The organism is Parahalioglobus pacificus (genome assembly GCF_014652275.1).
Taxonomy (GTDB): Bacteria; Pseudomonadota; Gammaproteobacteria; order Pseudomonadales; family Halieaceae; genus Parahalioglobus; species Parahalioglobus pacificus.
On record NZ_BMYM01000002.1, the window covers coordinates 923,070 to 936,960 of the forward strand.

The window sequence follows — 13,891 nt, forward strand, 5'->3', positions numbered from 1 at the left end:
TTTGTGCTGAGATAGGCGCGGGTGCGTACTGAGGTAGGTCTTGGGGCGGGTGGCAGGGCGGAGCAATGTCTCCATCCGGGTGCTTCGGGCCTTGGTGATCGGGGAAGTTAGTGCAAGGCTGAGTACCGTGGCTGGTCAATGGCTAACTGGCCAGCAACCGTTTGCCGTAAATGGTGGTCCAGATTGGGCGTATGTAGCGGTAGACCATCGCGCAGGGCATTAACCAGCGCGCAACGCAGCTCATCCAGCGTGCCGGCTCGATCGAGCAGTTGAGACAGACGTTTCTCCTCGGCTGAGGCAAGTTCGGGTCCACAGCTAAATTCTCGGCTGGCGATTCCCAGCGAGTTAGCTGCTACCTTCGCAAGAAAGCTGTTATGGGGGTCTAACTGATCGGCCGCTGTGTGCTTAAGGAAATCGATGACACCGGAGATTAGCTCGGCCGGCATGGGTAGTTGGGTGCCCTCGCTGAGCGCGCGGCCAGTATCCGGCAGTTGGTAGTCGCCGGGTATGAGCAGGTTAACGCAGTCCATCTGTGCTTCAGAGGATCGTCTGCCAATCACAGGCCGCTCCAGGCTAGGCGTCTCACCACTGCGCCAACTGCCCGCCATCTGCAGAGTTGCCGTGGCCCACCAAAATGACCCAAACACTTGCCAAAACAGTACATCCTCACGGCTGACGGAGATGCCCGCCGTGGTTTCGTAGCCTGCCAACAATTCGTCCAGCGTACCAAACCCGCCCACGGTCAAATCTGTTTGCCCGAAGCGCCAGGAGTTGACGCACAGCCATCCCAGATCGCGCAGCGGGTCGCCGATCTGTGCCAGTTCCCAATCCAGTACGGCAGAAATGCCTTCCGGCGTGATCATCAGGTTTCCATTGCGGAAATCACCGTGCACCAGAGCCTGGCGGTAGCTGCTGGGTAGATTCTCCTTCAGCCAGCGCCAACAGTAGTCGATCATCGGGGCTGGAGCGTCAAGGTCGCGGTAAGACTGGAAGGTCTGGTCCACCAATTCCTCAGGCGACAATGTGGGCACTTGTGCCTGCAGTCCGGCCTCGGCCCAGTCGATGCTGTGAATGCGTCCCAGCGCCTCGCCGCACTGCCGAGCGAGTGCCGGTCGGATATCCGCCAGTTCGTCGGATCGCACGATACGCTGGCCCAGGGTTTCGCCCTCCAACCATTGCATCAAAAAGCCGGAACCCAGCTCATCGCCAAGCTGCAGTACATACGCCACGTTAGGTACGGGCACGCCGGCACCGCCCGCCAATTGCAGCAAGGTCGCTTCAGTCTCCAGGCTGATTCCACCCAGGGATGAGGCGTCCTCCAACAGCGGCTGCGCGCGCCGTAGAGCGAATACCCGTTCGCCGCTGTCCGTATCAACGCTGACGCGATAGGTTTCCTGGCTGGCTCCGGCAGTAAGCTGCAAGCAGTTGCTCAGTGACTTGAATCCCGGTATCTCTCTTGCCAGTACTTGAGTCAGGCGCTGTTCAAACCCGGTGCTCACGTTCAGGACACTCCTTTGGGCTTGTGCTGCTTCATCATCCCGAAGAGATAGCCTGCGGCGCGGCGCATCTGGATTTCGTCGGCGCCTTCAGTGATGCGGTAGCGTCTGTGGTGGCGGTAAATATGTTCGAACGGCTTGTAGCGGGAGTAGCCCATACCACCGTGAACCTGCATGGCGAAGTCCGCCGCTTCGCAGCACAGTCGGTTGGCCTGGTAGTTACAGATGGAGACTTTATCCGAGACCGAAAACGCACCATCGCGATCCATTAACCAGGCGGTTTTATGGATTAACGCACGCAGCATTTCGCAGCGCGCATTCAGGTCGACGAGGGGAAATTGAATACCCTGATTTGCGGACAAGGGCTTGCCAAACGGTTTGCGGTTATTGGCATGCGCTACTGCCTCATTCACACAGTACTGCGCCGCACCCAGGCTGGACGCTGCCTGCCGGATGCGATTTTCGTTAAAGAAATGTTGGATGACCTGTAGGCCGCGTCCCTCGCCGCCGAAAATGGCAGCGTCGGGCACGCGTACATTCGTGAAGCTCACGCGCGCATGATCCGAGGGCATATTGAAGGTCCATAAGTACTCTTCAACATTCACGCCCTGGGCCTTCATGGGTACGAGGAACGCAGTAATGCCGCGCGCATCGCCGGGCTCACCCGAGGTGCGGGCCATCACCATGTCGCATTGCGCCACATGCACGCCCGTGTTCCAGGTCTTTTCACCGTTAATGATCCAGTCGTCGCCATCGCGCTCAGCCGCAGTTTCCATATAGGTCGCGTCTGATCCGTGCTCGGGCTCGGTGATGCCGAAGGCGAAGCCCATGCGCGCATTGCGCATACCCTCGAGCCACTGTGCTTTCTGTGCCTCTGTGCCGTACTCCAGCATCAGCAGCAGGCCAATGCTGTTGCCGACGATAGAGTGCTCGTTCTGCAGGTCGTTGTGCAGGCCAAGCCCTTTGGCTGCGAGGTGCTCGCGGATAATTGCCATGCCCAGATTGCTGCCGTCGCGCCCACCAAACTCGCGGGGGAAGGGGTAGTGGAACACGCCAGCCTCGATGGCCAGATCCCTGGCTTGGCGCAACAGGTCTTCCCATGCCTCATTGGGCAAGCCGTCCCTATGCCAGTCCGTGCGCGCGTCTTCCCGCCGGTGGTCGAAGAAGCGCATATTGTCGTCCTTCGCTTCCAGGGGTTTGATCTTGGCGTCGATAAACGCGTCGAGTTCTGCGAGGAATTCGGCGATATCAGGGGGTATATCGAAGTTCATGAAGAGGCTCTGGCATTTTTATTGTGTACGCAGTGTACCCATGAACAGGTACAACGCCAGTGCTCAATATAGAATGTGGGGAGGTGTTGGGCCCCGGCTGCAATAGTGGGGCCCGGTAACGCGAGTGGTCGCTAGAGTGTGCCTTTCTCCCTTGCCATATCCAGTGCCAGGTCCTCGATCATGTCTTCCTGGCCACCGACGGTACCCCGGCGGCCAAGCTCTACGAGGATGTCGCGGCTTGAGAGCTGGTATTTTTCCGCGCTGCGCTTCGCGAACAGCAGGAAGCTGGAGTACACGCCAGCCCAGCCCAGGGTGAGTGAGTCGCGATCAACCCGCACCATGTGATCCATCAGCGGCACGATTTTGTCTTCCGCAACATCCATGGCCCTGAAGAGGTCGACACCGGTTTCCACGCCCATGCGATCACAGACTGCCAGGAAGACTTCCAATGGCGTATTGCCCGCCCCTGCGCCCAGCCCGGCGAGCGAGCCGTCAATGCGACTGGCGCCCGCTTCAACAGCCGCCAAAGAGTTGGCGATTCCCATGGCCAGATTGTGGTGGCCGTGGAAGCCAATTTCCGTCTCCGGATTCAGCTCAGCACGGGCGAGTGCCACGCGGGCTGTCACATCGTCCGGCAGCATATAGCCGGCAGAATCAGTGATATACACGCAGTTCGCGCCATAGCTCTCCATCAGCTTCAGCTGTTCCAATAGCTCCTCTGGCGAGATCATGTGGGCCATCATCAAGAAGCCCACGGTATCCAGGCCATCGATCTTTGCGGCCATCTGCAGGTGCTGCTCAGAGACGTCGGCTTCTGTGCAGTGAGTCGCTACGCGTATGGTTGAGATACCGCAGTCGACGGCCATTTTCAGGTGGTCCACTGTGCCAATGCCCGGCAGCAGTAATGCAGAGACGCGCGTGTTCTTGACGGCCTTGCAGACCGCGGTCAGGTACGCCTCGTCTGAGGCCGCCGGGAACCCATAGTTAACACTGGCGCCGCCCAGGCCGTCGCCATGCGTCACTTCGATCATTGGGATGCCGGCATCGTCCATCGCCGTTGCAACATCCACCATCTCATCCACTGTGATCTGGTGTTGCTTGGGGTGCATGCCATCGCGCAGACACATGTCATGCACGGTGATTTTTTTGCCTTTCAGGTCCATTCTTAGTCCTCTCGCACTCGCTGTTTAAAGACTGCCGTGCGTTTGCTACGCCGCCTCTGGCGTAAAGTTTCCAGCGATGATTTGTTCAGCGTACATCTCTGCAGTGCGCAGGCCTGCCGCAGTCATAATGTCCAGGTTGCCGGCGTATTTGGGCAGGAAGTCTCCCAGTCCTTCAACCTCCATGTAAATGGATACCCGTTTGCCATCGAAAACGGGGCCGTTCTTCAAGGTGTAACCGGGCACATAGCGCTGCACCTCGGCAATCATGGCGTGAACAGAGTCGGTGATCGCGGCCTCGTCGGGAGTATCGTGGGTCAGGCAGTGGATGGTGTCGCGCATGATGAGCGGTGGCTCGGCGGGGTTGATCACGATGATGGCCTTGCCACTGTCTGCACCGCCTACCACTTCGATTCCCTTGGCGGTCGTGCGGGTGAACTCGTCGATGTTCTTTCGTGTGCCCGGGCCGGCAGAGCGTGAACTCACCGTTGCAACAATTTCGGCATAACTCACCGCTTGTACTCGGCTCACCGCCGCCACCAGAGGGATGGTGGCCTGGCCGCCGCAGGTGACCATATTCACATTCATCGCCTGTTCTGCAACGGCGGTATCAAGATTAACCGGGGGCACGCAGAAGGGGCCGATCGCTGCCGGAGTAAGGTCAATCATCACCGCGCCCTGGCTGTTCACTTTGCGACTGTTGTCAGCGTGAACATAGGCTGAGGTCGCATCGAAACAAATCTGCACCCCGTCATCGCGCATGGTCGGCAGCATGCCATCCACACCGTCGGCGGTGACGTTGAGGCCCATTTCTGCCGCGCGGGCAAGCCCAGGCGAGTCAGGCACTACGCCCACCATCCACACGGGTTCGATGAGCTCGCTTCGCTGCGCCTTCATTAACAGGTCGGTGCCGATATTGCCCGGCCCAATGATGGCGGCTTTGATTTTTTCTGCCATGCTTTGTACTCCATCACGCGTGGGGGTATCCCTGCGGGACCCCGATAGGTAGGGGAACAAACGCTACCACCGAACACGGGATGGCAACAGGGTTTGCTGGTTTGGAGACTGATCGGCGGCCAGATAGTCCACTCGGGTGAACTCGTCGCAGTTCTGGGCGCGTTCGTCGCAGGTTCAATGATGCCAGTAGCGTCTGCGCGTATGCTGGCAGCAACGTTGAAAGACAAGGGGGCGAGAGATGCGTTTTTTGAAATGGGTATTTGGGGGTGCCTTGGGTCTGTTGGTGGTGGGTCTGATAGGACTGGCCCTGGCCGTGCAGTACTCGTCGTCCTGTCCCCCGACGATCGGGAACTCCAGTGCACCCGAAACCATGACGGCCACCAGCTACTACTGTTATGGCGGTAGCGACGTGCTGCACGTGAGCGAACTGCCCAAGCCCGTACCCACTGGCAATGAATTACTGGTGCGCGTTCAATCTGCTTCTGTTAATCCACTGGACTGGCACTTTATGCGCGGTTCGCCTTATGTGATGCGCCTGATGTCGGGAATCGGTGGTCCAGACAATATTCGCCTGGGCAGAGATTTTTCCGGCATCGTGGAAGCAGTGGGTCCCGAGGTGACGGCATTCAAAGTCGGTGATGCAGTGTTCGGTGGTGGCGATGGCGCCTTTGCCCAGTACCTGCTGCGCACAGAAGATCGCGCCGTCGCCCTCAAACCTGCCAGTGTGAGTCATGCCCAGGCTGCGGCGACGCCGGTGGCCGCATTAACGGCGCTGCAGGCGCTGCGCGACGAGGGTGGCCTCAAGGCGGGGCAGCGCGTATTGATCAATGGCGCCTCCGGGGGTGTAGGCACCTACGCGGTGCAGATCGCCAAGGCTATGGGCGCCCATGTCACGGGTGTAGCCAGTGCGCGCAATCACCAGCGCGTGCTCGACCTGGGTGCGGATGAGATGATCGACTACCGCAGCCGGGATTACACACAGGAAGACGCGCGTTACGATCTGATTGTCGATAACGTCGGCAACCATTCGGTTTTCGCGAATCATGATGTCCTGGCACCCGGCGGAAGCCTGGTGATGGTTGCTGGCGGCTACGGCGATTGGGTAGGCCCGTTTAAAGGTACGATTGGGGCTATGATCCTGCAGCCATTTGTGGACGAGGATATCCGCAGCCTTATGGCTGTATTTAAAGCACAGGACCTTCAGGTGATCGCCGATATGATGGCCACCGGGCAATTGCGCTCGCAGATCGACACGCATTACGCGCTCGGTGACATAGCGGCGGCGATTGACTATTCAGAGAGCGGTCGGGCGCGTGGCAAGATCATTATCGATATACCGCAGCCTTGACGCGTAGATTACTTGCGCGATAGTGGGAGTTCCCGGTCGCCTGTGCTTATCAGGTTAATGCAAATTTCGGTATAGCGCAGCGGTAACAGCAGTAGGGTCCTGCTGTTATACTCGCGCCGCTGTACTTACCCTATGCTTGCTGTGCACTCCATCCAACAAACCCGACCGCAAAGCCAGAGCGCTCGCCGACGTGGCGTGGCGCTGCTGTGCCTGCTCGCTTATTTGGTTGCAGGTGGCATTGTGCCTCAGGGTCACATGGCGGCACCGCTTTCCTCTGGTACCGCTTTCCACCTTTGCCCCGGTGACCTGCGCAGCGCCATTATTATCGATGCGCTACAGGCACAGGCCGCCGGTCACCACCATCATCATCACCATGATCACGGCGATGCTGGGGGCATCAGTAAAACCTCCGCCGACCCCGGCTGTATATTTGCAGGCATTGGCGCCCTCGCAGCGAACGCTGTCAGCATTGCCGCTAGCTCGATCAGTACAGCAGTACTGCCGGTGCTTGCCGCCGCAGTGCGACCAGTGCTGCCATCAAAATGGCTGCGCCCACCTGTCCGATCTCCACCTCACTAGAACGGCTCACACAGTCTGATGAATTAACCGCTGCACGACCCCGTCGTCGGCTTAGCTGTTGCCGCGCCTGCGCGGACGTTTTAGGAGAGTTGTAATGAATAGATTTTCGCTAGGTGGTGGCCTTGTGGCCGCCATCGCGCTGCAGTCCGCTGTGGCGCAAGAAATAGAAGAAGTCGTGGTGTCCGGAAAATACGATACCCGCACCATCGATGTGACGGATGCCTTGTCGGTAGCACCGGACATTGCTGAGTTGCTGCGTGAGGCGCCCGGCGCAAACGTGAATACCAATGGTCCCTTAACGGGTATTCCCCAGTACCGCGGCATGTATGGACCACGTATTGCCGTCACCCTGGACGGTCAGCAGATTTCGCCTGCTGGCCCCAATTGGATGGACCCGCCCCTGTCTTACGCGGTCAATGCGCAGTTGGAGACGGTGGAAGTGTATAGGGGCATCGCGCCAGTCAGCATCGCGCAGGAATCCATCGGTGGCGCCATCGATGCCCGCAAGCGTCGACTGGATTTCGCCAATGCGGATGCGTTTGTTATGGGTGGAAGGGTGGGTGCCAGCCTGCAATCTGCAAACAGCGGTTATCAGGTAGATGCAGATATCCAGGCAGCCAATGACACGCAGCGCTTTAAAGTCGGTGCCATGTTGCAGGGCGGCGACGATATGGCATTCCCTGGCGGAGGAATTCTGCCTACCGAGTACGAGCGGCAGCGTTATGACATTGGTTATGGCCACCGATTCGGCGATCACAGTGTCCAACTGGATTATGGCTACAACGATACAGGGGAAACCGGTACGCCAGCCCTGCCGATGGATATCGACTATATCGAGGGCGACCTCTATGACCTGACGTATCGCTTTGATCCTGCGGGCAACCTCGCCCTCCGTGCCTCGGTGCATTACTCGGAGCTGGATCATGGGATGACGAATTTCCATCTGCGCCGGGCGCCCATGCCGGCCATGTTTCGCCAGAACATCGCCGCTACCGAGAACATGGGTTTCAAACTCGAAGCCACTCTTGTTGACGACGCAGGCCAATGGACTGCGGGTACTGACGGGCTTAGCGCGACCCACGACTCCAACATCGATAACCCCACTAACCCCATGTTCTTTGTGGTGAACTTCAACAACGCCTCACGAGACGTTATCGGTGCGTTCCTGGAGCGCCAGCACCAATGGAACCATACCTGGTCGGGTGAACTGGGTGTGCGTGTAAACCGCGTATCCATGAATGCCGATGAGGTGAACGGCACACCCGCAATGATGATGCCGCCAGCGCAGGCACTTCGCGATCGCTTTAACGCGGCAGATCGTGACCAGTCCGATACCAATGTGGATACGGTGGCAAGGCTGGCATATGCGTTTGATGTTGCCGTCTCTGCCTACATCGGTCTGGCACAGAAAATGCGCGCGCCCAGTCATCAGGAGCGTTACCTCTGGCTGCCATTGGAGGCGACGGCGGGCTTGGCCGATGGGCAGGTATACATCGGCAACATTAAGCTGGATTCAGAACAGTCTCGCACGATGGAGCTTGGGCTCGACTGGGTGACCGGGAATGTCAGTCTGCGGCCGCGCCTGTTTTACAGCCGCGTGGATGATTATATTCAGGGCACACAGCTGGATATGGGTAGCCCTGCGACCATGATGGTGCGCATGATGAATATGGCCAACGGCACATCGCGGCAGGACCCATTGCAGTTCAACAATGTTGATGCCGAACTCTATGGCTTTGATATGGACTGGCGCTGGCAGCTCTCTGACCGCTGGGCGCTATCCGGTCTGGTGAATTATGTGCGCGGAGAGCGTCGCGATGTGGAGGACAACCTGTATCGCATTGCGCCGCCAAACATGACCGCGCGCCTGCACTACGAGCTCGACCGATGGGGCGCGCAGCTTGAATCGGTCCTGTATGCCTCTCACGACGATGTCAGTGCAGAGAACCGCGAACAAAGCAGTGCGGGTTACGGTGTCGTGAATGTCAGTGGCTCTTGGAGAGCGACGCCATCCCTGCAGTTTTCTGCGGGTGTAAACAACCTGTTTGATCGCGAGTACCAGCCGCACCTTGCCGGTTACAACCGCGCGGCGAATCCGGATATTGCTATCGGCGAACGCCTACCTGCGCAAGGCATCAATCTGTTTGCCCGCGTGAGCTACGCGTTCTAGTCATCACCAGAGTTTCCTTCCGGAGAAAAAAAAGGCGGATCATCTGTAGCGTACAGTGATTAGAAAGGTGTAAAAACCGACAATTAACCCGCTTTGGCGGGTTTTTTGTTGCTCTCCGCTGGAGCAAGAATGCAGCTTGGCTACGTGTAGTAGCTTGTACTTGATCTGACTGACCGTGTCAGATTCAAGCGAAAGCAGACGCTTGGTGGTCGAGTGCTTATAGACTGATTCCGACCCGGTGCGGACGGATTGACGGACCTGCAGCCGCCCCTTCTCGAGATCGACAACGATTAGCTGTAGGTCTGTCCAAAACTTGCTTCAATTTTCGCCTATCAGTCAGTCGGCCTTGGCATCATCGGGAAACGCCTCGCCACCGAGATTGCGCCTGAGCGCGACAAAGCGCGGTTCCTCAAGTACAGGATCGTTGTACGTGTTCAACACGAAATCGAGCTGCAGCGAAACAAATGGCGGCAATGGGCGCTCGGCCATCACAGAAAGGACGTCGTAGGCTCGATCAATGTTACCCAGTGCGAGCTGGATTTCTGCTTGGCGCATAGGGTGAACCGGTTTAGAGTCTGCAATGCGTATGAACTGCTCAGCCAGGCGTTGCACGTCATCGGCAAGTCCGATTCGACCGTAGGCATAGGCCAGCGTGGAGAGCCCCCCGGCTGAGAGCCCTTGTTGCGATACCTGGGCGTCGCGACGATGAAGCTCCTCAGCGAGGCGAAGCGAAGTTTCCGCCTGTTCCGCGATGCCATCGAGCGCCAGGCAGTAGCCGATCAACGAATGAACGTAGGCATCGTCTGGATTGAGCTTCAACATGCGGCGAAGCAACTGCATCGCGGTTTGCCGATCGCGTGCCAGGTAAAAATAGAAGCCGACATCCCGATCGACCGGGTCCAATCGCTTGATATGTGTCAGTAGTTCAAGCGCGGCCCTTTGCTGGCCGCCGCGAAGATAGAAGCCGACGACAAATGACAATATCTCCGCATCGTTCGGGCTGGAGTCGATGGCTCGCCGGAAATGAGCGTGCGCGGATTCCCTGTTCTCCAAAATATGCTCGACCGCACCCAGTACGGCGTGCGCCCGCCCGATGGCCGGATCGAGGTCGAGCGCTGTGTTGGCATCCTGACGAGCGAGCGCGAGTAACTGCTCCGGCGTGTCCCGATTGGGATCAGGATCACGGGCTCGATGGTGCTTGATGAGCGCGTCCATCGCCCTGGACAGATGGCCGATAGCCCGGTCGGAATAGGCAAGCTCAAACCCGGGATCCGCCTCGATGGCTTGATTGATATGGCGATGAAAGTCGTCGTTTGAATAGCCCAGCGTGTAGCCACCCCAGGTCACCGATTGTTTCGCCTTCAAGTATTCGGCGTATGCGTCAACCGACGCGGTCGGCATCTTCTCCAGCCGCTGTTGCTCCGCCGGCAAGTAGTCGACGCCCAGCGCAGCCGCGACCTGAGTGGCAATGTCCGCCTGTATGTCGATTACCGTCGATACCTCCGCCAGGTCGCCGGGATAGGATTGCAACCAAAGCGGGCTGTCGGTTTCAGGGTCGATCAATTGAGCGGTAACGACGATCTCGCCCGCCGAGTAACGCACACTGCACTCCATCACGGCTGTCGCATCGAGCAGTTCAGCGATTTCCGGTACTGGGGGGCGGTCGGCCACGTAGTTCATCATCGATGACCGGGAGACCACGAGCAGGCCGCCGAGCTTTCCGAGCTGCTCGAGAATCTCCTGGTGCAGGCTGAGCGCCAGATAGGCGTCTTCGGTATCCGGGCTGAGGTTGTCGCAGGGAAGCACGGCGACCTTCGGAGACCGCCGTGCATCGGCGGGCCCATTGGAAATCGAGCCGAACAAAGCGTAAGCGACGGCAACGACAAGGATTCCGGCGGCCAAGACAGCAGGCAGTTTGCGTGATGGCGGCGACTCGCCGCCACTGACGACGACGTGTGCTAGGTCGGCATTTTGGTGCACGGCTGCAGTGAACTGGTAGCCGCGCCTTGGCACCGTAGTGATGTAGTCGCGACCCAGCGCCCGCCGCAAGACCGTCACTGCCTGGTTCAGGTTGTTCTCCTCGACCACTGTGTCGGGCCACAGGGCGCTGAGCAGTGTCGTTCGATCGATGACGATGCCCGGATGCTTGAGGAAGTAGAGAAGCGTGTCGAATGCCTTGCCGGTGAGCTCAATTCGCTGCCCATTGGCATCGGTGAGCACGCGGCGGGCCGGGTCAACCCGGTAGTCCCCGAATTCGTAGATCTTTGATCCTGGAGAGCTCATAGGCGGATGTCAGCTCCGTTACTCAAGTGCTCGCCCATCGGACTTGAGTCCGGGCAAACCCGCTGCAGGGCGCGCCACTGCAGGGATTTCATAAGAATTCATAAGCTCGCGTGCCATTTTCATGGTGTGGTCGGCAGCATCGTGGTGACCGGAGCGGGCTGGCGGAGGCCAGTCGCCTCCAGCCATCCACGATGCAACGAGGCCAGATACCATGAGAACCATTGACACACTCATTTGCTGCACACCCATCCTTGCCCTGATCATATCCGCGCAAGCAGCACCTGACCAACTTTCGCCCGGGACTAACGGCCCGAATGTCGTTGCGCACGGAGAGAAGATATTCACATCGGAGACCTTCTCCGGCAATGGGCGCGTCTGCACAACCTGCCATGAATTAAACCGGTTCGGCACTATCACGCCAGAATTTGTTCAGGAACTGTTCGCGAGCGACCCGGATGGACCGCTTTTTCGTTCGATCGACAGCGATGACGGAGTGGGCAACTCTTACGAGCGACTAAAGGAGCATGCGACTGTCCGAGTCGTACTAGATCTGCCCGAACGAACACCGAGTGGGCTCGGGATACGCAAGTGTGACGATCTAACGAATCAGACGGTGGTCATGCATCGTGGCAGTCCAACTGTGTTTAATGTGGCACTCGAACAGCACATTATGCACGACGGAAGGGAAGGCGATGACCTGGTGGCTCAGGCCCTGAGCGCCGTGCACTCCCATGCCGAGCCAGGCCGGGAGCCAACCAGTGAGGAGCTGGCGGCGATAGCCGCTTTTCAGTCGTCTTTGTTCAGTCACTCTGCGATTGCAGCGACACTTAAGCCTGGCCGAACGATGGAGTTTGTTGACAATCGCCCAGTCCTCGCGTTGCCAGATGGCAATACACCGGCGGAGAAGCGCGGTCGTGCCTTCTTCAATCCCGATCGGCAATGCGGCCAGTGCCACTCAGGGCCCATGCTTAACCGTACGAGCAGGTTCCATCCGAACGGTGTGGGGATGCCGATCGAATCCTCGTTCGCGGAACGGGCACCTGATATCCCGAATGAGAAATTCAGATGGTGCTACGTTGACCTGGAGACGAATAAGCTTGCGCCCGGCCCACTGGGCACGACAGATGTTTTTCCGGCCCCGGTTTCCGATCCCGGAATAGGACTCACCACCGGATTCCAGGAGTTCCAGCTTGAGGATGGGTCTCCGGCGATGATTCCCAACGAGCTGATCGTTGGTATAGCGGGACCTCTTTTCAAAATACCGACACTGTGGGGCACACCGGACACGGCCCCATACTTCCACAACAATTCGGCGAAGACGCTGGACGAGGTGCTCGACCAGTACAATTTCATGTTCACGTTCTTCCCGGACGGGTCCTTCGGGTTGGGCTGCGATCCGAACGCGCCTGCTTGTATGGACGAGCAGGACAAGAAAGACATCATCAGTTATCTGCAGCTATTGTCGTTCGAGAGATAAGGTGTAGTGTCCAAGTCACTACATGAGCGGCCCGCCGGGGGCCTCGCGACGTAGAAACTCCTGAGAATTTACTTGAAGTCAAATGTGCTCGACCGGCCGCTTCTGGCCGGTAGCGGCTATCGCTAGGTGTGAAAACGAAGGTCTGCTTTGGAGGAAGTCTCAACCTGGTCGGGCACTTCCTGTCAGGCGGGGTCTGAACTATTACATATGGAGAAAGCTCGATCAGAGCTGACGCTGTCTGTCAGTTCACGTCTGAACGATTACAGCTACGGCATTACACTCCATAAGGCCCAAGGATCCCAGTTCCCGCGAGTGATCGTTGCGCTGTAGCGTGGGCGGATTGTGGATCGGGCATGGCTCTACACGGCAATCACGCGCGCCGAGGCGGAGGTTCATATAATTGGATCGGCGAAAGACTTTGCGGCGGCTACCGGATCACCAAGTAATGCTCACCGCCGCAAAAGCCATCTAACAAGCTTGCTGCATCCCGCGCGCTAGATTCTTTTACACAGTAGTTTTACACACTGTGTAAATACTAACGAGATCACGGAGTATTGATATCTAAGGGGCTGGCAGTCACCCACCCAGCGTAATACACAGGTTTTGCTGAATACACTTTTTGATCCGCCTTTTTTGTGCCGCCCAGTCAGTGTTGGTGACCACCGGGTCCATGCACGTGTCGGTGTGCGATCTCTTCGGGGCTGGCATCACGCAAGCGCATGACGTCGATAGTAAAGGTGAGCGTTTGCCCGGCCATAGGGTGGTTGGTATCGATATCAGCGCCGAATTTTCCTGCCTTCACCACGGTCGCGGGCTTGCGTCCTTCCGACGTATTCACCTGTACGGTCAAACCTGGGCGCAACTTCCCCTGGTAGATCAAATGCTTCACTGGCACTCGTCTGACCTGATCCTCCCGGCGCGGTCCGTAGGCTTGCTCGGGTGGCAGGGTGACGCTGATCGTGTCGCCCTCGGTTTTGTCCTCAAGTGCAGTCTCAACGCCGGGTAGAATGTTAGCTGACCCATGCAAGTAGGCGCTGGGCTCACCGTCACGTGAACTTTCCAGCAGTGTGCCTTGGGCGTCAGTGAGGTCGTAGTGGAAGTACACCACGGTGTTCTTGCAAATGCTCATAGTACTCACTCCTCCAACAAA

10 protein-coding genes are annotated in these 13,891 nt (G+C 58.2%); 4 read left to right on the forward strand and 6 right to left on the reverse strand.

The window, feature by feature from the left end; genetic code table 11:
* Positions 1–107: 107 nt before the first annotated feature.
* The 4 genes from IE089_RS13000 to IE089_RS13015 all read right to left on the reverse strand — a co-directional run bounded on the left by IE089_RS13000 (position 108) and on the right by IE089_RS13015 (position 4,884).
* Positions 108–1,499, reverse strand: coding sequence for a phosphotransferase family protein (locus IE089_RS13000; protein ID WP_189478224.1), 1,392 nt, complete (start codon positions 1,497–1,499; stop codon positions 108–110).
* A 2-nt stretch (positions 1,500–1,501) separates the two neighbouring features.
* Positions 1,502–2,767, reverse strand: a complete 1,266-nt coding sequence (locus IE089_RS13005; RefSeq protein ID WP_189478225.1) for an acyl-CoA dehydrogenase family protein — start codon at positions 2,765–2,767, stop codon at positions 1,502–1,504.
* Between the two features lie 131 nt (positions 2,768–2,898).
* Complete coding sequence (gene dmpG, locus IE089_RS13010; RefSeq protein WP_189478226.1) at positions 2,899–3,930, reverse strand: 4-hydroxy-2-oxovalerate aldolase; 1,032 nt, start codon at positions 3,928–3,930, stop codon at positions 2,899–2,901.
* A gap of 45 nt (positions 3,931–3,975) precedes the next feature.
* Positions 3,976–4,884, reverse strand: a complete 909-nt coding sequence (locus IE089_RS13015) for an acetaldehyde dehydrogenase (acetylating) (RefSeq protein ID WP_189478227.1) — start codon at positions 4,882–4,884, stop codon at positions 3,976–3,978.
* Between the two features lie 238 nt (positions 4,885–5,122).
* Here IE089_RS13015 and IE089_RS13020 point away from each other — a divergent pair, with 238 nt between their 5' ends.
* The 3 genes from IE089_RS13020 to IE089_RS13030 all read left to right on the forward strand — a co-directional run bounded on the left by IE089_RS13020 (position 5,123) and on the right by IE089_RS13030 (position 8,981).
* Positions 5,123–6,232, forward strand: a complete 1,110-nt coding sequence (locus IE089_RS13020; protein WP_189478228.1) for an NAD(P)-dependent alcohol dehydrogenase — start codon at positions 5,123–5,125, stop codon at positions 6,230–6,232.
* Between the two features lie 132 nt (positions 6,233–6,364).
* Positions 6,365–6,811 (forward strand): hypothetical protein, encoded by a 447-nt coding sequence (locus tag IE089_RS13025; protein WP_189478229.1) that lies wholly within the window; start codon positions 6,365–6,367, stop codon positions 6,809–6,811.
* 94 nt (positions 6,812–6,905) lie between these two features.
* Positions 6,906–8,981 carry a TonB-dependent receptor gene (locus tag IE089_RS13030; protein WP_189478230.1) on the forward strand — a complete coding sequence of 692 codons (2,076 nt, stop codon included), beginning with the start codon at positions 6,906–6,908 and terminating at the stop codon, positions 8,979–8,981.
* A 336-nt stretch (positions 8,982–9,317) separates the two neighbouring features.
* On the opposite strand, the gene IE089_RS13035 is transcribed toward IE089_RS13030, so the two are convergent.
* Positions 9,318–11,264, reverse strand: a complete 1,947-nt coding sequence (locus IE089_RS13035; protein WP_189478231.1) for a winged helix-turn-helix domain-containing protein — start codon at positions 11,262–11,264, stop codon at positions 9,318–9,320.
* Between the two features lie 211 nt (positions 11,265–11,475).
* On the opposite strand from IE089_RS13035, the gene IE089_RS13040 reads away from it, so the two are divergent.
* Positions 11,476–12,741, forward strand: a complete 1,266-nt coding sequence (locus IE089_RS13040) for a cytochrome c peroxidase (RefSeq protein ID WP_189478232.1) — start codon at positions 11,476–11,478, stop codon at positions 12,739–12,741.
* Positions 12,742–13,387: 646 nt separating this feature from the next.
* Here IE089_RS13040 and IE089_RS13045 read toward each other — a convergent pair.
* Positions 13,388–13,870 carry an FKBP-type peptidyl-prolyl cis-trans isomerase gene (locus tag IE089_RS13045; protein WP_189478233.1) on the reverse strand — a complete coding sequence of 161 codons (483 nt, stop codon included), beginning with the start codon at positions 13,868–13,870 and terminating at the stop codon, positions 13,388–13,390.
* Between the last annotated feature and the right edge of the window lie 21 nt (positions 13,871–13,891).